Annotated in this window: 17 protein-coding genes, 1 tRNA gene and 1 riboswitch; of the genes, 7 read left to right on the top strand and 11 right to left on the bottom strand. The window is 68.3% G+C overall.

Features of this window, described 5'->3' with window-relative positions; translation table 11 throughout:
- Positions 1-56: 56 nt before the first annotated feature.
- Entirely contained in the window at positions 57-977 is a 921-nt protein-coding gene (locus ASD59_RS01575) for a hypothetical protein (protein WP_055827309.1), read from the bottom strand.
- A 120-nt stretch (positions 978-1,097) separates the two neighbouring features.
- Between ASD59_RS01575 and ASD59_RS01580 the strand changes: the two genes are divergently transcribed.
- On the top strand, positions 1,098-2,111 hold the full coding sequence (locus ASD59_RS01580) for a tyrosine-type recombinase/integrase (protein WP_055827316.1): 1,014 nt from the start codon (positions 1,098-1,100) through the stop codon (positions 2,109-2,111).
- Positions 2,112-2,806: 695 nt separating this feature from the next.
- On the opposite strand, the gene ASD59_RS01585 is transcribed toward ASD59_RS01580, so the two are convergent.
- A tRNA-Arg gene (locus ASD59_RS01585) sits at positions 2,807-2,883 on the bottom strand.
- A 187-nt stretch (positions 2,884-3,070) separates the two neighbouring features.
- On the opposite strand from ASD59_RS01585, the gene ASD59_RS01590 reads away from it, so the two are divergent.
- A complete protein-coding gene (locus ASD59_RS01590) occupies positions 3,071-4,819 on the top strand; it encodes a gamma-glutamyltransferase family protein (RefSeq protein WP_055827319.1) in 1,749 nt (582 codons plus the stop codon).
- A 9-nt stretch (positions 4,820-4,828) separates the two neighbouring features.
- Here the strand turns inward: ASD59_RS01590 and ASD59_RS01595 are convergent, their stop codons facing one another.
- Both ASD59_RS01595 and ASD59_RS01600 read right to left on the bottom strand, forming a co-directional pair.
- Complete coding sequence (locus tag ASD59_RS01595; RefSeq protein WP_235561689.1) at positions 4,829-5,710, bottom strand: lipid A-modifier LpxR family protein; 882 nt, start codon at positions 5,708-5,710, stop codon at positions 4,829-4,831.
- A gap of 141 nt (positions 5,711-5,851) precedes the next feature.
- Positions 5,852-7,735 (bottom strand): ribonucleoside-diphosphate reductase subunit alpha, encoded by a 1,884-nt coding sequence (locus ASD59_RS01600; RefSeq protein WP_055827325.1) that lies wholly within the window; start codon positions 7,733-7,735, stop codon positions 5,852-5,854.
- Between the two features lie 304 nt (positions 7,736-8,039).
- Between ASD59_RS01600 and ASD59_RS01605 the strand changes: the two genes are divergently transcribed.
- From ASD59_RS01605 to ASD59_RS01615, 3 genes are all read left to right on the top strand, one after another.
- Positions 8,040-8,783: a phosphatase PAP2 family protein gene (locus ASD59_RS01605; RefSeq protein WP_235561690.1), complete on the top strand. Its 744-nt coding sequence runs from the start codon at positions 8,040-8,042 to the stop codon at positions 8,781-8,783.
- A riboswitch (yybP-ykoY riboswitch) is annotated at positions 8,763-8,884 on the top strand. (Overlaps the previous gene by 21 nt.)
- Positions 8,885-8,960: 76 nt before the next feature.
- Positions 8,961-9,524, top strand: a complete 564-nt coding sequence (locus tag ASD59_RS01610; RefSeq protein WP_055827331.1) for a TMEM165/GDT1 family protein — start codon at positions 8,961-8,963, stop codon at positions 9,522-9,524.
- A gap of 36 nt (positions 9,525-9,560) precedes the next feature.
- Complete coding sequence (locus ASD59_RS01615; RefSeq protein WP_055827333.1) at positions 9,561-9,926, top strand: VanZ family protein; 366 nt, start codon at positions 9,561-9,563, stop codon at positions 9,924-9,926.
- On the opposite strand, the gene ASD59_RS01620 is transcribed toward ASD59_RS01615, so the two are convergent.
- Positions 9,905-10,711 (bottom strand): metallophosphoesterase family protein, encoded by an 807-nt coding sequence (locus tag ASD59_RS01620; RefSeq protein ID WP_082560004.1) that lies wholly within the window; start codon positions 10,709-10,711, stop codon positions 9,905-9,907. The genes ASD59_RS01615 and ASD59_RS01620 overlap by 22 nt on opposite strands.
- The gene (locus ASD59_RS01625; protein WP_055827336.1) at positions 10,695-11,474 is read right to left on the bottom strand and encodes a nucleotidyltransferase family protein; all 780 of its coding nucleotides are present in this window, start codon (positions 11,472-11,474) and stop codon (positions 10,695-10,697) included. Before ASD59_RS01625 ends, ASD59_RS01620 begins: the two co-directional genes overlap by 17 nt.
- 161 nt (positions 11,475-11,635) lie before the next feature.
- Between ASD59_RS01625 and ASD59_RS01630 the strand changes: the two genes are divergently transcribed.
- Positions 11,636-13,801 (top strand): hybrid sensor histidine kinase/response regulator, encoded by a 2,166-nt coding sequence (locus tag ASD59_RS01630; protein ID WP_055827339.1) that lies wholly within the window; start codon positions 11,636-11,638, stop codon positions 13,799-13,801.
- Here ASD59_RS01630 and ASD59_RS01635 read toward each other — a convergent pair.
- A complete protein-coding gene (locus ASD59_RS01635; RefSeq protein WP_055827341.1) occupies positions 13,798-14,448 on the bottom strand; it encodes a glutathione S-transferase family protein in 651 nt (216 codons plus the stop codon). The two genes, ASD59_RS01630 and ASD59_RS01635, sit on opposite strands and share 4 nt — an antisense overlap.
- A 248-nt stretch (positions 14,449-14,696) precedes the next feature.
- Between ASD59_RS01635 and ASD59_RS01640 the strand changes: the two genes are divergently transcribed.
- Positions 14,697-15,740 (top strand): ribonucleotide-diphosphate reductase subunit beta, encoded by a 1,044-nt coding sequence (locus tag ASD59_RS01640; RefSeq protein ID WP_055827343.1) that lies wholly within the window; start codon positions 14,697-14,699, stop codon positions 15,738-15,740.
- Positions 15,741-15,750: 10 nt separating this feature from the next.
- On the opposite strand, the gene ASD59_RS01645 is transcribed toward ASD59_RS01640, so the two are convergent.
- From ASD59_RS01645 to ASD59_RS01660, 4 genes are all read right to left on the bottom strand, one after another.
- On the bottom strand, positions 15,751-16,509 hold the full coding sequence (locus ASD59_RS01645; RefSeq protein WP_055827346.1) for a molybdopterin-dependent oxidoreductase: 759 nt from the start codon (positions 16,507-16,509) through the stop codon (positions 15,751-15,753).
- Positions 16,506-17,336 carry a cytochrome b/b6 domain-containing protein gene (locus ASD59_RS01650; protein ID WP_055827349.1) on the bottom strand — a complete coding sequence of 277 codons (831 nt, stop codon included), beginning with the start codon at positions 17,334-17,336 and terminating at the stop codon, positions 16,506-16,508. The genes ASD59_RS01645 and ASD59_RS01650 overlap by 4 nt, the downstream gene beginning before the upstream one ends.
- A gap of 71 nt (positions 17,337-17,407) precedes the next feature.
- Positions 17,408-17,887, bottom strand: a complete 480-nt coding sequence (locus ASD59_RS01655) for a hypothetical protein (RefSeq protein ID WP_156376888.1) — start codon at positions 17,885-17,887, stop codon at positions 17,408-17,410.
- 103 nt (positions 17,888-17,990) lie between these two features.
- Positions 17,991-19,454, bottom strand: coding sequence for a sensor histidine kinase (locus ASD59_RS01660; RefSeq protein ID WP_055827355.1), 1,464 nt, complete (start codon positions 19,452-19,454; stop codon positions 17,991-17,993).
- Between the last annotated feature and the right edge of the window lie 27 nt (positions 19,455-19,481).

Genomic DNA, 19,481 nt, shown 5'->3' on the forward strand with positions numbered 1-19,481 from the left:
ACCACTCATGGCTCTTCGTGCTTGGCTCCTTTAAGGCGTTCCGCGTGCCCGACGTGCTATCCCATTCGAGCAAAGGTCATGGCCGCCCGAAGCCCCGGTACTGAGTCCTTTTGGCTATGATGGAGGACAGCGACGGCATGTCGCGGCCCTTCCGCGGGGATGCCCCGCCGTTCCGCGCAACGCTCTGCAACATGATACACCCACAGCCGGGCCATTTGGCGCAGCGGCTCAACAACCTCCAAAGAAAGATCTTGCCGATCCTGAACGCGCTCAAGGATCCAGGCCACTTGGCGTCCCATCATTCGATAATCCATTTGCCTGTTCCGCCAGACTTCAAGACGCTCAAGGACGTAGAGACGTGATCGCGCTGCCTCGTAGAGTTCCCTTGAGGACATGTTGGGACCAGTGTCGAGCAGCTTGGCGTCCCTGAGCGCCCCGATCGCGATCTGCAGCGCAGACCACTGCTCCGGGAGGAGCATCTGCTTTCGAAAGTGGGAGAGCTGGACTGATGTCGACCGCCCCATCGTCCTTGCGGCGGCTGACCAGGAGACATGCCACAGGTCGAACCGCTCACGATCTTTTCGCACCAACAACATCCGTCGTACGATCCGATTCCGAAGCTGGATCGATTGATCATGCGCCACGGGATTCTTGATTCGATCACCCTCCAATGAGGCGGCGCGAAGCCGCAGGGACAGGTCGAGTACGAACACAAGTTCCGCTCTCAGATCGCATTCCGCCATTAGAGCAAAGGGATCCCGGCGCCCTGCGCGCGGACTCAACGGCTCGGCCAGCCGGAGCCTCTTCGCCCTGCGTTCCTCCTGCAGGGCCCGTTCGACGGCCTTGATCCGATTATAGAACGAGCTCTTGGGCACACTTGGGAAGGTCGCGCGGATCGGCCTCCAGTCCGGATCGGACTGCCTCCTGAGCTCTTTCCGGATTGCAGCGTCGACTGCTGGATATTTCGTGGTCGGCATGGTGAGCTTCCTGTTTCTGGAGCCCCATCATTTCGTCACGACCTGGATCCCCGTGAATCCGGGTTGCCGGGATTTGCTGATTAGCCTAGACAGATTGCGGCCGCATAACACGGCTCTCCCATGAAACTCATTTCTGCGGCCGTTCCGACGGTCGGAACGGCGCTCCAGTTGGAGGCGCTTCTGACAGACCATGCCGACAAGCGGGTTTGGGACCTGCTCGACGATTATCTCGCCAGTCCGGATTTCCTCCGGCTCTCGGCCAGCACGCGGCAGGAGTATCGCCGCGTCGCCGGCCATTTGCATGACCACATCGGGCACGTCGCACTGGATCAGGTGCGACGTCCATTCCTCCGCAGCTTGCGGGATCGCTGGGCCCTCGACGGACACCGGGCAGCCACCCTGCGACTACAGCTTCTGAAGAACGCATGTCGGCCGCTGATCGATGATGAGGTTCTTCCGCTGAATCTCTTCTTCGGTGTTAACCGCGTGAAGGGACGAGGGCGGTGCGCCGAACCGCACCCGGTGTGGACGCCGGCGGAGGTGGCGGACGTCTTGGCCGCCTGTGCGCATATGCCAGGTCTGGTGAGAGCGGTCGGCCTTGCCAGATACGGCGGCTTTCGGCGCGACGATCTGTGCCGCCTGCCCACAACGGCTCGCGTCCGGGAAGGGGCGCGGGTCCGATACAGGTGGCGATCGGGAAAGAGCCTGATCGGCATCGAACATCTCGAAGACCCGCGGCTGACCGAGCTCCTCGATGAGCGCACGACCTCCGCTGCGCCCACCATCGCCTACAATCGTCGCGGCGGCGCTTGGCGCCCGAGGCAGCTCAGTCAGGCGTTGGCCCGCGTTCTTGGGCGACTGGAGGGGAAGGGCAAGGTAAGGTCCGGGCTGACTTGGCACGGCCTGAGACACACGCGCGGCGTAGAGCTCGCCGAAGCCGGATGCTCCGACGCCATCATCATGGCCCAGCTCGGCCATACCACCGACCGGTCTGCGCAAATCTATCGGCGACAGGCCAGTCGCAGGAGACTGGGAGACGTAGGCCAAGAGCTCGTCAACGCCAGCGTTCTCTTCCATCCGACGGCCACCGTGAGTCCGGATGATGGCTGGCACATCAGGCCCCGGAGACCGTGATGTGCCAGCCCGCTATTGCGACGCCTCGGGCGGCGAGGGTGGCCGGCCCGCAGTTTTGCGGATTTGGCGCCCCGACACGGGTCGCGGTTGCCGGACCAGCCAGGAAAGTTCGCGATGGGGCGGCACATCACGGCGTTTTTGGCTTGTGATAGCTGGTCGATCACGAGGGCCGATCACGGGGACTGTGCGCCCGGCGGTCTCTCTGGCTGAAAAAGGGACCGCGATTCGGGTGAACAATGGCTGGTCACGAAAACCGACCCTTTTGTCCCCCGGGTGGACAGTTGAAACTTGAGAAGATCTTGATCTAAAGATCGTTTTCCCCGCTCAAGTAACGCCCAAGACGCCGGGTCGCGAGCCGGATTTGTTGGACTGCAAGCGCGAATTTGCGTTTCAGATTCGGGAATTAACCTTCCAAACCGCCGCATGGCGATGTCCCCCGACAATCCCGGGGGGACAGAGGAGCAGTTCACGAGTCCGGGGGACAAGCCCAAAAACGGTGTGTCCGGGCAACGCCGGCGTCCGAGCCGTTCTAGGTTATGTAACCAGCGGTTCCCGGTCGAGTGAGGCCTCAGAAGCCCTCAGACGCCTTCGGACTGGAACCAGTCCAGGCGGTGGACAATCTGGCGACCATTACTGTTGCCCTCGGTATAGAAGCGCTACTCGCCGCCCGAAAGCTCAACATATTCTGGAAGAAATGGCGCGCCCGGAACGATTCGAACGTCCGACCCTCAGATTCGTAGTCTGATGCTCTATCCAGCTGAGCTACGGGCGCGCTTGGCCGCGAACGGCGAGGCGGGTATCTAGCGGACGGGGGGGCGGGGGGCAAGAGCCACGCGACGGGTTTTCAACGATGAATTCCGGCGCCGATCCGCACGGGCGAAACGGCGGGGGGTTTCGTTCGGGCGGCCGCCGGGCCAAGTAGAGGCTTCTCCGCGCATCCGCCCTCGCACGAGTCAGCCATGAACCTCCTCCCGACCCGGTCCTTCCGAGTGCTGACGGCTGTCGTGGCGACGGCGCTGGCGCTGGCGGGGTGTGCGGGCGGGACGGGCGGATCAGCCGGCGCGGCGCCGGTCCCGGCCCCGGCGCCGGCCGCGCGCGGCCCCTTCGTGGCCGCCGCCAATCCGCTGGCGGTCGAGGCGGGTCTGAAGGTGCTGCGCGAGGGCGGTTCGGCGGTGGACGCCGCCGTGGCCATCCAGGCGGTGCTGGGCCTGGTCGAGCCGCAGTCGTCGGGACTGGGGGGCGGCGCCTTCATGATGGTGTTCGACGCCGCCACCGGCGAGGTCACCAGCTATGACGGACGCGAGACGGCGCCGGCGGCGGCGACGCCTGAACTGTTCTACGAAGACGGACGGCCGCTCGGCGTGGGCGAGGCGATCCTGAGCGGCCGCTCGACCGGCGCGCCGGGCGCCGTGGCCATGCTGGCGATGGCGCAGAGGGCGCACGGACGGCTGCCGTGGAGCGCCCTGTTCGGCGACGCGGAGCGTCTGGCGCGCGACGGCTTTGTGGTCAGCCCTCGGCTGGCGGGCATGATCGCGGCCCCGCGGGGCCAGGCGAGAAGCCGCTGGGCCAATGCCTATTTCACCAGGCCGGACGGGGCGCGCTACGCCGCCGGCGACGTGCTCAGGAACCCCGCCTACGCCGAGACCGTGGCCGAGCTGGCGGCGGGGGGCGCCGACGCCTTCTACAACGGCCGCATCGCGCGCGAGATCGCCGCCGCCGTGGCGCAGGAGCCGCGGCCCGGCGCGCTGACGACCGCCGACATCGCCGCCTATGCGCCGGTCGAGCGCGGGGCCCTGTGCCGGCCGTACAGGATCTATGTCGTCTGCGTGCCGCCGCCGCCGTCCAGCGGCGTGGCCGTGCTTCAGCTGCTGGCCATGGCCGAGCGGACGCCGGACGTCCACGAGGGGCCCGGCAGCGTGGCGGCCTGGACCGCCTTCGCCCAACTGCAGCGGCTCATGTACGCCGACCGCGACCGCTATGTCGGCGATCCCGGGTTCGTGGGCGTGCCGGTGCAGGGCCTGCTGGACCCCGACTATGTCGCCGCCCGCGCCGCGCTGGCGCCCGGCCTGACCGGCGCCGCCGAATCCGGCACGCCGCCGGGCGGCGCCTTCCCCGGCCCCGACGCGACGCGCGAACCGGCAGGGACCTCGCATTTCGTGGTCGTCGACGCCCGGGGCAATGCGGTCAGCATGACCACCACGGTGGAAAGCGTGTTCGGTTCGGGCCGGATGGCGGCCGGCTTCTTCATCAACAATCAGCTGACCGACTTCTCGTTCACGCCCGTGCGGCCCGACGGCGCGCCGGCGGCCAACGCCGTGGCGGCCGGTAAACGGCCCCGGTCGTCGATGTCGCCGGTGTTGATCCTCGACCGCGACGGGCGCCTGCTGGGGGCCCTGGGCTCGCCGGGCGGGCCGTCGATCCTGGCCTATAACGCGAGGGCCCTGATCGCGATCCTGGACTGGGGCCTGCCGGTGCAGGCGGCGTTCGACCTGCCCAATCTGGTGGCCAGGGGCGACGGCTTCGGAGCGGACACGGAACGCTTCTCCGAGGCCCTGCGCACGGGGCTGGCCGCGCGGGGCGTCGCGCTCCAGCCCAACGCCAGTGAAAACTCGGGCCTGCATGGCGCGATGTGGCGGCAGGGTGCGGGGGGCTGGGCCTGGGACGGGGGCGCCGACGATCGTCGGGAAGGTGTGGCGCGGACGCAGTAGCGGGCGCGGCTATTCCGGCTTGATGCTCAGCTGGAAGGCGATCAGGCCCTCGGACACGTCCGTATCGACGCCGTGGCCGGCGCGCAGGCCCTCGGTCTCGATCTCGCGATAGACGACGCTCAGGGAGCTGTGCACCGGGCCCCGGCGCATCGCCACGCCCAGCGAGGCGTCGCCGAGGAAATTGCCCGAGTCCTGGCTCACGCCCGAGCGGGCGAAGTCGCCGTCCCGGTTGCGGGCGAAATTATAGCCGACGGCCCGGCCCGAGCCCGCCGCGTACAGATACCAGCGGGGACGTTCGCCGAAGGCGTCGCCGCCGTCCGGGACCAGCTTTTCGAGGCCGCGGCCGATGCGCAGGGTGGCGCCCGCCTCTGTCGTGCCGCCGCGCGATCCCACCCCGACCCCCAGGTGCGGCGTCAGGGTGACGTCCAGCCCCGAGGCCGTCTGGCCCAGGGTTTCGGTCCAGCCGCGGATGTAGGTCAGATCGTAGTGTTCGGCGTCGAGGGTCGCCGGGTCCAGCGGTCCGGGCGGCAGGGGCGAGCCGTCGAGGCGGCGCAACGGCCCCTCGGTGCGCAGGCGCAACCGGTCGTCGAAGCGCTCCGTTTCGAACCAGACGTCCCGGCTGGACGCCGCCCATTGCGAAGACCGGTCGCGGTCGGGCGCATAGCCGGCCCAGCCATCGGCGGCTTCCCATGCACGGTCGGCGGCATACCGGGCGTCACGGTCGAGACGGGTCAGGAGATCGGCGACATTGGTCGGGCGCTCGACGGCGACTTTCCACGGGTCGGAAAGATCGGACCGGGCGGTCGGGGTGTCCTGCGATTCGGTTGCGAGCGCCGGGGCCGCAAGCGCCACAGTCGCCAACACTCCGGCCAGAATCGCCGCCATACGCATCAACGGTCCCTCCCCGATCCGTTAACGAATGCGACCCTGCACGATGCAGGCCGTTACGCCAACAGACTTTCGCTTCGTGTCCCGGAACGTCGGCCCCGACAGGCAGGTTCCGGCGGAGAGGCTGTCGGCGTGGTTACCGGCCTACTGGCAGGCCAGGCATTCGTCGTAGTCGGTGCGCGCCGCCGAGAAGAGGTCCGGCTGGTTCGGGTCGATCTCGGCCTCGACCTTGTTCTCGGCCCCGGCGAAGGCGGCCCGCTGAACCGATTTGGAGCGCAGGTAGTAGAGCGACTTGACGCCCTTCTCCCAGGCCGACCAGTGCAGCATGTGCAGGTCCCACTTGTTCACGTCGCCGGGGATGAACAGGTTGATCGACTGCGCCTGGCAGATTTCCGGAGCGCGGTCGGCCGACAGTTCGACGATCCAGCGCTGGTCCAGCTCGAAGGCGGTCTTGAAGATGGCCTTCTCGTCCTCGTCCAGGCCTTCGAGGTGCTGCACCGAACCCTCGTGCTCGAGGATGGAGGACCAGACCTCGGTGGTGTCGATGCCCTTCGCGCCGAGAACCTTCTCCAGATAGGGGTTCTTGACCGCGAACGAGCCCGACAGGGTCTTGTGGGTGTAGATGTTGGCCGGGATCGGCTCGATGCCGGCCGAGGTGCCGCCGCAGATGATCGAGATCGAGGCGGTCGGGGCGATGGCCAGCTTGTGGCTGAACCGCTCCATGACGCCGCGCTCGGCGGCGTCCTCGCAGGCGCCCTTCTCTTCGGCCAGGACGCGGCTGGCCTTGTCGGCCTCGCGGCGCAGGTGTTTGAACAGCCGCATGTTCCACGACTTGGCCATGGCGCTTTCGAAGGCCACGCCCTGGGACTGCAGGAAGGAGTGGAAGCCCATCAGACCGAGGCCGACCGAACGCTCGCGCTTGGCCGAATAGACGGCCGCAGCCATGGCCGGCGGGGCGCGGCGGATGAAGTCCTCGAGCACATTGTCGAGGAAGCGCATCACGTCCTCGACGAATTTCGGCTCCTCGCGCCACTCCAGGAACATCTCGGCGTTGACCGAGGACAGGCAGCAGACGGCGGTGCGATCGACGCCGAGGTGGTCGCGGCCGGTGTGCAGCATGATCTCGGCGCACAGGTTGGACTGTTTGACCGACAGGCCCAGCTCGCGCTGGTGCGGCGCCATCTGGCGGTTCACCGTGTCCGAGAAGATCAGATAGGGCTCGCCGGTCTGCAGGCGGATCTCGAGGATCTTCTGCCATAGGGCGCGGGCGTCGACGGTCTTCACCACCGCCTTGTCCTTGGGTGACAGCAGGTCAAAGGTCCGGCCGTCGCGGACAGCCTCCATGAAGGCGTCCGAGATGTTGATGCCGTGGTGCAGGTTCAGGGACTTGCGGTTGAAGTCGCCCGAGGGTTTGCGGATCTCGAGGAACTCCTCGATCTCGGGGTGGTGGACGTCCAGATAGACGGCGGCCGAACCGCGGCGCAGCGAACCCTGGCTGATCGCCAGGGTCAGGGAGTCCATCACGCGGATGAAGGGGATGATGCCCGAGGTCTGGCCCGCGCCCTTGACCTTCTCGCCGATCGACCGGACCCCGCCCCAGTAGGTGCCGATGCCGCCGCCGTTCGAGGCCAGGGCGACATTCTCGTTCCAAACCGACTGGATGCCGTCCAGGCTGTCGGCCACGGCGTTGAGGAAGCAGCTGATCGGCAGGCCGCGGTCGGCGCCGCCGTTCGACAGCACCGGCGTCGAGGGCATGAACCACAGCTTGGACATATAGTCATAGACGCGCTGGGCGTGGTCGTGGTCGTCGGCATAGGCGGTGGCGACGCGCGCAAACATGTCCTGATAGCTCTCGCCGGGCAGCAGATAGCGGTCCTCCAGCGTCTTCTTGCCGAAGTCGGTCAGCAGGTCGTCGCGGGACCGGTCGAGCTGCAGGGATTTCACCACGGACAGATGGGGACGCGCCGTCGCATCACCGTCCGTCGGGGACACGAAATCAACCGTCTTCAACGCTTCGCCGCCAGCCATGGTATTCGCCGCCCTGAACAAAATCGAATGGGTGTCCCCGCGCTCCAAACCACAAGACCTAGTGGCTGAAGCGCTCCCCAAGCCCACATATGGGGCGCAGATGGCTAACCAACCGTCAACGGGGTTGACGATCACTTTCTGCCCGAATCGGCATCATGGCGGGGGATGAGCCTGTGGACAGGCCGCGACGAGGGCGTGACGAGCCTTGCCGTATTCGATCACGAACGCGTGAGTGGAACGGTCCCACAAGCGGGACCGTTAGCAGCCGATGACATCGCAGCATACCCTCACCTTTTTGCGCCGAATGCTGCGCATCGCACGGACCGAAATCGCGGCGGTCTCCGCCCTGTTCGTCGTCGCCCTCGGCATCATGACCTTCGTCGAGGTCGCCGACGACATGACCGAGACCGACGGCCAGGCCTTCGATCAGGCTGTGCTGACCTGGATGCAGCCGGCCGCCGGAGACCCCCGCGGGCCGTGGTGGCTCAAGGAGGCGGCCGCCGACCTGACCTCCCTGGGCGGCATATCCGTACTGGCCCTGTTCGCCGTCATCGCCATCGCCTTCCTGCTGATTCAGAAAAAGCGACTGTCGGCCCTGCTGCTGGTGCTGGGTCTCGCCGGCGGCGTCGCCCTGAGCGAAGGCCTCAAGGAGCTGTTCGGCCGTCAGCGCCCCCCGTCGGACTTTCAGGCCGTCGACACGCTGAACGCCAGCTTCCCCTCGGGCCACGCCCTGCTGGCGACCGTCTTTTATCTGACCCTCGGGGTGATGCTGACCCGGGCCTTTCCGCGCGCGCACCTGAAGGCCTTCGTCCTGGGCGCCTCCATCCTGATCGCCCTGCTGATCGGACTGACCCGGGTCTATCTGGGCGCTCACTGGGCTTCGGACGTTTTCGCCGGCTGGTGCGCCGGCGCCGCCTGGGCCATGGCGCTCTGGCTGGTCGCCTACGCCATCGGGCGCCGGCAGGCCGTTCGCGACAAGGGTCTGCACGACGAGGTCTTGCCCCCGGAGCCCGTGACGGATACACCGCCCGCCGTCATCGGGGAGTAGCCGCCCGCGCCGATCAGCGGGGTTCGCGTCAACACACTTCCTCTCGCCCGGAGAGGATGGCGCGTTCTGGCCCGTCAGGGCCCTGGCAAGACCGCTGGCTTCGCAGGGTGCTTCCACGCGGGGGCCGGCTGCGGATGCCACTGGTCTGTCCGCCGAACCCCCGCGCATGACGTTGAGTTGGAAGCCTTCCTGATATCGACCGGCCTCGTCTCCATCGCGGAGATCGGGGACAAGACCATGCTGCTGGCCATCATGCTGGCGGCGACCTGGCGGCGTCCGCTGCCGATCATCCTCGGCATCCTGGCGGCCACGGTCGCCAACCACGCCTTCGCGGCCCTGGCGGGCTCCCTGCTGGCGCGCTTCATGGACGGAGAGTGGCTGCGCTGGGGCGTGGGCCTGGCCTTCCTCGGCTTCGCCGCCTGGGCCCTCGTCCCCGACCGGTTCGACGAGAAGCCCGACATGACCGAGAAGACCTTCGCCGGCGTGTTCTGGACCACCACCGCGGCCTTCTTCCTGATCGAGATGGGCGACAAGACCCAGGTCGCCACCGCCATGCTGGCGGCCCGGTTTCAGGATCTGCTGCCGGTCGTCGCGGGCTCGACCCTGGGCATGATGCTGGTCAACGGGCCGGCGGTGCTGCTGGGCGAGGCGGCCGCGCGCAAGCTGCCGCTGACGTGGATTCGCCTCGCCGCGGCGCTAGGTTTCGCCGCGACCGGGGTGTGGGTTCTGCTCGCGCGCTGATAGAAGCCCTTCCTCCCGTCGCCGAGTGTCGCCCAGATGAAGTTCCCCACGCGTCTCACGGCGCTCGTCCTGCTGGTCGTTATCATCGGTTCCATGGTCGGCCCTTTCCAGAACGTCGAGGCCGCCGCCAACCTCTGGGACAAGGCGCTCCACTTCATCGCCTTTGGCCTGATCCTGTGGAGCATCGGCGTGCTGTTCCGCCGCCTGCCGCGCACCCTGGCGGCGCTGTCCGCGCTCGCGCTGGGCGGCGCGGTCGAGCTGATACAGGGTATGGTCGGCCGCGACGCCAGCTGGGGCGATCTGCTCGCAGACGGCCTGGGCATACTAACGGCCCTGCTGATGTGGGCGGTCTGGCGGCGGTTCGAGCCGCGAACGGCGTTTCAGACCTCGAACACCCGGTAGGGCGTCTCGCCCAGCGTCCGCAGCACGGGCAGGGCGACATTGTAGACCGGCACCCCCTTGGTGGTCCGGCCCTCGGGCTGGCCGCGGTGGGCGTGGCCATGCACCACCAGGCTGATGTTGTCGTAGCGGTCGATGGTCTCGCCCAGCCGCGACGAGCCGAGGAAGGCGTGGATTTCGGGCGGTTCGCCCATCACGGTGTCGACCACGGGTGAATAGTGCAGCAACACCACGCTGCGCTCGGTGCGCAGCATGCGGATCGAATTCTCGATGTGATTGGCGTCCTCCACCGCCTCCTGCACGAAGGCCTTGATCGAGGCCTCGCCGAACGGGCTGAGCATGTAGCGCCCGAAGCCGCCGATGAAGCCCTTGCCGCCGGCGAAGCCGACGCCCTCGATCTCATAGGCCTGGCCGGTCAGCATCATGACCCCGGCGTCGCACAGCAGCTTCGTCACATGATCGGGCTGGCCGCACTCATGCTCGTGATTGCCCAGCACGCCGACCATGGGAATCTGGCAGCCACGCAGGTCCTCGAGCAGGATCTCCACCTCGCGGGTCTTGCCGAAATTGGTCAGGTCCCCGCACAGGCACAGGACGTCGGCGTCCTCGTGCACCCGGTCGAACAGCTCGCGATGCGGTCGGTCGTGGGTCTCGCCGACGTGCAGGTCGCCCACGGCCGCCACGCGCAGCTTCCTCGTCGGCCCCGCCTCCATCCCCGGCTGCGGCGTTTGCGGGTCGCCTTCGGCGCTGGCGCCCACGGCCGTCGCGGGATCAGTGGATGGGGTCATGACGTTCCTCCAGGCCCTTGCCGACGATGTCTCCGAAGCCCCATTCCGAGATGTCCGAGATATAGTCGCGGGCGCTGAACAGCCGGCCGCGGCACACCTTGACCCGCGGCGCCGGCAGATCGACCTGGGCCCGAAGCCGCTCGGTCAGTTCGTGCATCAGCCAGGCAGGGATGTTGTCCCGTTCGGTCGGATAGGCGAACCGGAAGTTCAGCAGGTGCGACATCAGCACCTCCCAATACAGGTCCATCTGGTCCAGCAGGCTCTTCCAGTCGATGGCGTCGGACTGTTTGAGGATGATGTGATTCACATCGGCCCCGTCGTACCGGTACCGGTCCTGGATGAAGACCTTGGACAGGATCAGGGCCGTCGGCGGGGTGATCGAAACCGTGTGGCCATAGACCTCGATCGTGTCCGGTCCGAACCAGGCGTCGTTCACCGCGATCGTGCCGTTCGACATGGCGAAGATCACGTCGAAGAAATAGTGGTCGTCCTTCCACACCTTGGCGATCCAGCGCTCGTCCTCGACGTCGGTGCGATAGCCGCGCGCCTGGAAGAAGGCGAGGATGCGGGGATAGTCCCCGGGCTTGCAGAAGATATCCAGATCCTTGGTGGGGCGGCGGATGCCGGTATAGGCGGTGACCGCATAGGTGCCGGACAGCAGGAAGGGGATGCCGCTCTCCTTCAGAAGCCGCAGCGATTCCTGGTAGAAGGCGACGGCCTCTGCGGGCGGATGGAAGCTGGGGTCGGCGACGGTGTCTGACATTGTCCGGCTCTCCATTCCCGGCCGGTGACGGCGCGGGCCTGAAAACGGTTGCGGTCGGACGAGGGTTCCTGCGGCCATGATCGCGGTCACGGATGTGACGGATTTGTTTACGTATTCGCCCTATCGCTCTGATTGTGCAGTGTGGGCCGGGGAGGCTCGGGTTGAAGGGTCGTTGGCGTCTGTTCAGGCATGAAGCGGGCCGCGCGGCGGGCCCGCCGGCCTGGGCCTATGTGCTGCTGTTCGCGGCCTCGCAGCTGATCGGCCACTGGAACGTGGCCACCTACGGCACGGTCCTGATCTGGCTTTCCAACGGCATCATGGCTGCGGCGCTGCTGCAGTTGCATCGCCGGCCGGCGATTGGCGTCCTGTGCGTCAGCTTCCTGATCAACCTCCTCAGCAACGCCGTCCGGGGCGACCCGGGCATGCTGATGTGGCTCAACGCGGTGATGAACGTCGGCGAGGCCGTCCTTGCGGCCCTGCTGGCCCGGCGGTTCTGCGGCGCCGCGCTGGACATGCGACGGCCGCGCCGGCTGTTCGCCTTCGGCCTGCTCGCCGCGGCGCCCGCGGTGGCCGCGACGGCTCTCGCGGGTTTCGGCCTGACCATGCTGATCCGCCACACGCCGCTCACCGTGGCCGGCGTTTTCGGCATCTATTCCTTCGTCATCGTCGAACTGCTCGGCCTCCTGCTGGTGACGCCGGTGCTGCTGCTGATGGCGCGGGCGCATCGTTTCCACGGCACGACGCGGGCCCGCTGGCCCGAGGCGACCGCCCTGCTGGCGCTGATGCTGGCCGTCACCGGCGTCGTCTTCTGGCAGGACGACGCCCCGCTGGCCTTCCTGTGCTTCCCGCCCATGCTGCTGATCGCCCTGCGGCTGTCGCCGACGACGGCGGCGATCGCCCTGATCGGCCTTGCGACCGTCAGCGGGGTTCTGACCCTGACCGGCCACGGCCCGGTGCACCTGACCCGGCTGCTGGACATTCCGGGGCTGGAGGGCGTGAGCCCGATGCTGCGCCGGCTCGGCGTCTACAACCTTTATCTCCTCGCCATGGTGATCACCGTGCTGCCGGTCTCGACCGTCATGACCGAGCGCCGTCGGCTCGAGTCCCGCTTGCGCGCCCGGACGGTCGCCGCCCAGGAGGCCCGCCGCAAGGCCGAGGACGCCGCCGCCGCCCGTTCCCGTTTCCTGGCCATGATGAGCCACGAGATGCGCACGCCGCTGAACGGCGTCGCCGGTTTCGCCGACGTGCTGGCCAGCCGGCCCGGCCTTGACGCCACGGCCTTGCGCCAGGCCCGCCAGATCCGCGAATCCAGCGACGGCCTGCTGATGCTGGTCGAGGATATTCTGGACTTCGCGCGCGGCGACGACACCGTCTCCCCGGAGGCCCTGGACCTGGCCACCGTGGCGCGCGAGGCCGTCGCTCCCAGCCGGACCGCGGCCGAAGCCCGGGGACTGGCTCTGACCATCGACGACCGTCTGCCCGAAAACGCGCGCTTCATGTGCGACCGGCGAGCGCTGCGCCAGGCGCTGCACCCCATGGTCGCCAATGCGGTCAAATTCACCGAACGGGGCGAGGTCACGGTCCGTCTGGACCGGTCGCCGGACGGCGTCTGCATCCGCGTTTCGGACACAGGCGCGGGCATCGAGCCCGCGCTGTTGCCGGAACTGTTCGAGGCCTTCGCCCAGGGCGACGCCTCGATTCGCCGAAGCCACTGCGGCATGGGTCTGGGTCTTGCGCTGGTCGCCCGGCATGTCCGCCGTCTGAACGGAAGCATCGACGTCGACAGCCGGCCGGGCGAGGGAGCGACCTTCATCATCAACCTGCCCCTGCCGCGTGCGCCAGACGCCATGGCGGAGCCCGCCCGCCCCGAGCCTGAAGCCGGCGGCGAGGATGCGGGCGAGGACGCTGGCGACCGCACGCCGCGCGTGCTGGTGGTCGACGACCATCCGGTCAACCGCGAGGTCGCCCGCATCATGCTGGAAGCCTTCGGCTGCGACGTGGTCGAGGTCTGCGACGGCCAGCAGGCGATCGACGCCGTCGCCGGCCAGCCGTTCGATCTGGTGCTGATGGATGTGCGCATGCCCCACATGGACGGGCTGGAGGCGACGCGCCGCATCCGCGCCCTGCCGGGGCCCGAGAGCGGCCTCGCGATCGTGGCCATGACCGCCGACGCCATGCCCGAGGACGTGGTCCGGTGCCTGGCCTCGGGCATGAACGCCCACATGGCCAAGCCCATAAACCAGGCCGGCCTTCTGGCCGTGGTCAACCGGGCCCTGGCCGGCGAGCTTCCGGAGGCCCGGGTCACTCCCGCCGCCGAGGCCGCCTAGCCCCCGTACCTTCCCGTCAACGGGAAGCGTTCGGCCCAGAAGGCCTCGAGCTCCGGCAGGGCGTCGACGCGCCGCATGACCGCGCCCATCCGCGGCGCGACCTCGTGAAAGCGCCTGCGGTGCGGGGTCCAGCGGCTGGCCACGGCGACATAGAGGTCCAGCACCGTCGGCTCGGGGCCGAGCAGGAACCGGTCGGGGACGATCTGGCTCTCCATCTTCGCCCAGCAGTCCGCGATCCGTTCGGCGGTGCGGGTCCTGATCAGCGCCTGGGCGGCCGGATCGGCGCCGGCCAGCCGGGCCGGATCGTCGCGAACCCAGTACATCGAGTAGACGGCGGCCGGGACGAAACACATCCAGCGCAGGAACTGCGCCCTCCGCGGATCGCAGGGCTCGGGCCCCAGCGCCGCCTCCGGATGCTGTTCGGCCAGCCAGATCAGGATCGCCGCGCTTTCGGTGATCGTTTCGCCGGCCGGCGTGATCAGCGCCGGGATCTGCCGCATCGGATTGACGACCGCGACCTTGTCGCGCTCCGCGTCGCCCTCCCAGGTCACGGCCTCGACCACGCGATAGGGCGCGCCGATCAGGGTCAGGGCGGCCTCGACCGGGACCGAGCCGGAACCGGCCGCGCCATAGACGGTGTAGGTCATCGGGACTCTCCTTCGATCACCCAAGGTAGACGCGGGGGGCCCCCGGCGCGCCCGAGAGTTCCCGCCCCCGCCATAGGCCAGGCTTGGGCTTGTCCCCAGCCGCGTCCCCAGTTGTCCGGCATCGGGACACCATATGTAGCGGTCGCGGAAAAAGTGATCGCAATATAGCCGCATTTCGGCTTGGCGCCGGGCCTGTCCGACCGCATGGTGAACCCACCCTCGGATTCGCCGACAGAGCCAGTACCCCGATGAACGCGCACGTCTCGATCACCCCCCCGACCGCCGGCCTGCTGACCCCGTCTGCGGCCTACAAGCCGTTCCGCTACCCGTGGGCCTTCGACATGTGGAAGAAACAGCAGCAGGTCCACTGGATGCCTGAAGAGGTGCCGCTGGGCGAGGACTGCAAGGACTGGGCGGCCAATCTGACGCCGTCGGAACGCAACCTGCTGACCCAGATCTTCCGCTTCTTCACCCAGGCCGACATCGAGGTCCAGGACAACTACATGGAGCGCTACGGCCGGGTGTTCAAACCGACCGAGGTCAAGATGATGCTGGCGAGCTTCGCCAACATGGAGACCATCCACATCGCCGCCTACGCCCTGCTGCTCGAGACCATCGGCATGCCCGAGAGCGAGTTCGGCGCCTTCATGGAATACGAGGCCATGCGCGACAAGCATGACTTCATGGGCAGGTTCGGGGTCGAGACCAACGGCGACATCGCCCGCACCCTGGCCATGTTCGGCGGTTTCTCCGAGGGACTGCAGCTGTTCGCTTCCTTCGCGATGCTGATGAATTTCCCGCGCCAGAACAAGATGAAGGGCATGGGCCAGATCGTCAGCTGGTCGGTGCGCGACGAGAGCCTGCACTGCGAGGGCATCATCAAGCTGTACCACGCCTTCAACAAGGAGACCGGCGCGGTCACCCCGGCCGTGGCCGCCGACATCGTCGAATGCTGCAGGACGGTGGTCGAGATGGAGGACCGCTTCATCGACCTGGCCTTCGAGATGGGGCCGGTCAACGGCATGGTCCCCGAGGACATCAAGCAGTACATCCGCTTCATCGCCGACTGGCGCCTGCGCCAGCTGCATCTGCCGGAAGTGTTCGGGGTCAAGGAGAACCCGCTGCCGTGGCTGCAGTCGATGTTGTCCGGCGTCGAGCACGCCAACTTCTTCGAGGCCCGCGCCACCGAATACTCCAAGGCCGCCACCACCGGCGCCTGGCACGGCGCCGAGGGCGTCTGGGGCAGCTTCGACGCCATGATGAAGAAGCGGGCCGAGGGCGCGGAGGCCTGAACGGCGGAATTCAGATCCCGGCGAACCACTCGTAGCCACGGTCTTCCCAATAGCCGCCCTTGCCGCCGCCGATGTGGTCGAAGCGCTCCACCGCCTCGATGCGCCGGATGTATTTGGCGTGCTTGTAGCCGATCTGCCGCTCGACCCTCAGCCGCAGCGGGGCGCCGTGCGGGACCGGCAGGGTCTCGCCGTTCATGCCGTACGCCAAGATGGTCTGGGGGTGCCGGGCGTCGATCAGGTCGATGCTCTCATAGTACCGCTCGCCGTCCTCGCGCTGATCCAGGGCGTCGAAACAGTGGAAGACGATGTAGCGGGCCTCGGGCTTCAGGCCCGCCTCGTCCAGCAGGGTCTCCAGCCGCACGCCGGTCCATTCGCCGATCGAGGTCCAGCCCTCGACGCAGTCGTGCTTGGTGATCTGGCTCTGCGCCGGACGGGCGCGCAGTTCGGCCAGGCTCAGCGACAGCGGCCGCTCCACCAGACCGTCGATGATCAGCCGGTAGTCGGCGAAGCCGCCGGCCTTGAGCGCCGCATAGTCGGCGGCCGCCGGATCGATCGAGCCATTGGTCCGGAAGTCCGGTGAAATCTCGGCCCGGCTGTAGGTCGGGGCCAGGGCGTCGCGCGGGATCAGCAGGCGTTGCGCCCGCCGCGTCAGTCCCTCGCCCATGCGCCGCGCCTGCTCCGCCAGACTGGTCCCCGCCTGCCCGCAGGCGGACAGCAGGGCGGTCGCGGCGGTGGCGACAGCGCCGGTCAGCCAGCGGCGGCGGTTCATGATCCGTCTCCCTCATCGACCCGGCGCCGGAGCTTCGGCCCGGCGGTCGAGCCGGGCGGCTGGATCACGAACCAGCCGGTGATCATCGACCGCATGTTGTTTAACGGGCCCGTCCAGATCACCAGGCCGACGTGGATGACGATGAAGCCGACGATCAGGCCGGCCGAGATGAAATGCAGCGTCCGCGCCGACTGCCGCCCGCCCATGATCTCCAGCAGCACACCGCCCACGGCGTTGAAGCCGGGCGACATCGACAGGCCCGTGATCAGCATCATCGGCAGGATGATCAGGATCATCGCCGCATAGGCCAGCTTCTGGATCACATTATAGGCGCGGGCGTGATCGTCGGTCGGAAAGTGAAAGCGGGCGTGTTCCGCCATCGATGCGCCCAACCCCTTCAGCTCCGTCGCGGTCGGCCAGATGCGGCGGCCGAGCCGCCCTGTCAGGACGCTGTACGCCAGATAGACCAGCCCGTTGGCCACGAAGATCCAGGCGAACAGGAAGTGATAATTCCGCGCCTCCGCAAGGTTGCGGCCCTGCGGGATCAGCAGCCAGTTCGGCAGCGGGGGGATGCTGACCCACGGATCGGCGAAGGTCGAGCGAACGCCCCAGTAGAGGTGGGGATGGGCCAGCAGGATGTTCAGCCCGCTCATGATCAGCACCACGACGGCGACAGCGTTCAGCCAGTGGCCGATCCGCACCGGCGGCGGATGGCGATAGGTATCCGTCCGGCCGCCCCGCAGAGAACGGTCAGCGCGCCGGCCGGAGCGCCCGGCGCGGCGGCTTTCAGCGTCGTCCACAGGCGGGTCCGCGGCGGTGTCGGTCATGGTCGCTCCGGCGCAGATCGACGCCTGCGTCGAAGCTACGACGAAGCGGGCCGAAAGGTTACCGGCCGACGTCAGTATTTTGCGGGCGGGGTCGTCACGCAGACGCGGCGCTCGCGCTCGCAGGCGGCGACCTCGGCTTCCCAGGCGGCGCGGGCCCGCTCATAGGCCGCGCGGGCAGAGTTGGAAGCCGCGAGGTCCGCTTCATACTGGGCGCGCTGTGTTTCCAGCCGGGCGGTCTCTTCGCGCCACCGGGCGCTCTGGCGCTCGAACGTCGCGGCGGCCTCGGCCTCGGCCCGTTCGGCGGCGGCGTTCCGGGCCGCGATCTCCGCGTTCAGCCGGATAGTCTCGGCGACCTCGGCCGGGTTCTGCTCGGCGTCCGGCGCCGATCTGTAGCTCTCGCCGCGCTGGCGCAGCCATTCCTCCGAGCCGGGCGCCGTGTTCACGGGCCCGGGCTTGCCCGAGACGGTCGCCTGCGGCGGAGTGGTCTGGGCCAGCACAGGCGTGGCGGCCAGCACGAGCGCGGCGCCGGCGGCGAGGGTGAAGCGGATCATGAAAGCCTCCTTCAGGCGAAAAAGCGTCGCCGTGAAGCTGGGCGGTTTCGCGGCGGTCCGCCAGCCATAACGCCGTTCAAGCGATTTGGAGCCGGCCCGGGCGTCAGTGCGGAAGGCGCAATTCAAAGGTGGTGCCCGCCGGTCCGGTCTCGACCAGCGTCAGCGCTCCGCCGTGACTGGCCGCCAGTTCGCGCGAAATGGCCAGACCCAGGCCGGCCCCGTCCGAGGCGCGGCCGCTGACGAAGGGCTCGAACAGGCTTCCGGACAGGCGCGGCGGAATCCCCGGTCCGTCGTCGGCGATGCGGATGATGCAGTCGCCGTCGTCGCCCGAGACGGTGACCCGGACCGCGCCCTTGCGGCCGGTGCGCCGGGTGGCGTCGCCCTCGATCGCCTGCCGCGCGTTGCGCATCAGGTTGACGAGGATGCGGTGCAGCTGATCGGGATCCGCCTGGACGGCGAAGCGGGCGGGAATGGCCCGGGTCAGGCGCACGCCCTCCGGCGTCAGGCCCGCGTCTTCCGCGGCGGCGGCGATGGCGGCGCCGAGGGGGATGCGGACCCGCTGGGGCGCGGGCTCCTCGCTCTTGCCGTACTCCAGCACATTGCGCGACAGGGCGGCGGCGCGTCCCAGGGCGCGCTCCAGCCGGGGCAGGACCTTCGCGACTTCGGGATCGGGAGAATCGGCCAGTCTCTCGGAGGCGAGCTGGGCCGAGGTCAGCATGTTGCGCAGGTCGTGATTGATCTTGGCCACAGCCTCGCCCAGCGCCACCAGCCGCGCGCGGGAGCGCAGGGAGACGCGCACCTCCTCCTGCATCCGCGCCAGTTCGCGCTCGACCCGCCCGATCTCGTCGTGCCGGTCGCTGGGCGGATCGCCTTCCGCCTCCGGATCGAGAGCGAAATGCTCGATGGAGCGGGTCACCCGCCGCAGCGGCTGCAGCACCAGGAAGGCCAGGCCGCCGTACAGCAGCCCGCCCGCCACCAGCGAGATCAGCAGCGACATCAGCAGGCTGTTCAGCAGGAAGGCCCGCAGTTCCTGCTTCAGCGGCTGGGCCGGGGCCAGGATCTCGATGAAGTCGCCCGAGCGGTATCGCGGCCGGGCCTGAACACGAATGGACCGGTCCGGATGGCCGAACAGGGTGCGCCACGGGTCCAGGGTGCGGGCCACGGGCCGGCTCTGGCGCAGATCGATCAGGTCGGGCGTGCGCGGCAGATTGGGCGCCTGCAGCAACAGCCGCCGCACGCCCTGGTCGCCGACGACCACGGCCTGCACCCCGCCGATGGCCAGCAGCTGTTCCGCCGTCTCGTCCTCGACCGCCGAATAGGGCAGGGCCTCGACCCCGACCGAGGCCAGTTCGGCCGACTGCAGCCGGTCCAGCAGCCAGCGCTCATGGAAGCTCGCGGCGCTGGGGGCGATGATCAGGATCTCCACGACCACGGTGAAGACGAAGGTCAGCAGCAGCAGCCGCCAGGCCAGGGCGTCCGGCGCGTGAAACTTCAGCCGCTCGCGCCAGTCGGCGGGCACGCGCAGGGTCCGCCGCAGGTCGCTCAGCAGGGGCCGGAAGCGGTTCATGCGCCGCTTAACGCAAAGCTCGGGCCA

This window comes from Brevundimonas sp. Root608 (assembly GCF_001427825.1).
Classification (GTDB): Bacteria; Pseudomonadota; Alphaproteobacteria; order Caulobacterales; family Caulobacteraceae; genus Brevundimonas.

What these genes read in the sequence shown, in the direction of transcription:
- ASD59_RS01575 (WP_055827309.1), bottom strand. Translation starts at nt 977, where the DNA reads ATGCCGACCACGAAATATCCAGCAGTCGACGCTGCAATCCGGAAAGAG.
- ASD59_RS01580 (WP_055827316.1), top strand. Translation starts at nt 1,098, where the DNA reads ATGAAACTCATTTCTGCGGCCGTTCCGACGGTCGGAACGGCGCTCCAG.
- ASD59_RS01590 (WP_055827319.1), top strand. Translation starts at nt 3,071, where the DNA reads ATGAACCTCCTCCCGACCCGGTCCTTCCGAGTGCTGACGGCTGTCGTG.
- ASD59_RS01595 (WP_235561689.1), bottom strand. Translation starts at nt 5,710, where the DNA reads ATGCGTATGGCGGCGATTCTGGCCGGAGTGTTGGCGACTGTGGCGCTT.
- ASD59_RS01600 (WP_055827325.1), bottom strand. Translation starts at nt 7,735, where the DNA reads ATGGCTGGCGGCGAAGCGTTGAAGACGGTTGATTTCGTGTCCCCGACG.
- ASD59_RS01605 (WP_235561690.1), top strand. Translation starts at nt 8,040, where the DNA reads ATGCTGCGCATCGCACGGACCGAAATCGCGGCGGTCTCCGCCCTGTTC.
- ASD59_RS01615 (WP_055827333.1), top strand. Translation starts at nt 9,561, where the DNA reads ATGAAGTTCCCCACGCGTCTCACGGCGCTCGTCCTGCTGGTCGTTATC.
- ASD59_RS01620 (WP_082560004.1), bottom strand. Translation starts at nt 10,711, where the DNA reads ATGACCCCATCCACTGATCCCGCGACGGCCGTGGGCGCCAGCGCCGAA.
- ASD59_RS01625 (WP_055827336.1), bottom strand. Translation starts at nt 11,474, where the DNA reads ATGTCAGACACCGTCGCCGACCCCAGCTTCCATCCGCCCGCAGAGGCC.
- ASD59_RS01635 (WP_055827341.1), bottom strand. Translation starts at nt 14,448, where the DNA reads ATGACCTACACCGTCTATGGCGCGGCCGGTTCCGGCTCGGTCCCGGTC.
- ASD59_RS01640 (WP_055827343.1), top strand. Translation starts at nt 14,697, where the DNA reads ATGAACGCGCACGTCTCGATCACCCCCCCGACCGCCGGCCTGCTGACC.
- ASD59_RS01645 (WP_055827346.1), bottom strand. Translation starts at nt 16,509, where the DNA reads ATGAACCGCCGCCGCTGGCTGACCGGCGCTGTCGCCACCGCCGCGACC.
- ASD59_RS01650 (WP_055827349.1), bottom strand. Translation starts at nt 17,336, where the DNA reads ATGACCGACACCGCCGCGGACCCGCCTGTGGACGACGCTGAAAGCCGC.
- ASD59_RS01655 (WP_156376888.1), bottom strand. Translation starts at nt 17,887, where the DNA reads ATGATCCGCTTCACCCTCGCCGCCGGCGCCGCGCTCGTGCTGGCCGCC.
- ASD59_RS01660 (WP_055827355.1), bottom strand. Translation starts at nt 19,454, where the DNA reads ATGAACCGCTTCCGGCCCCTGCTGAGCGACCTGCGGCGGACCCTGCGC.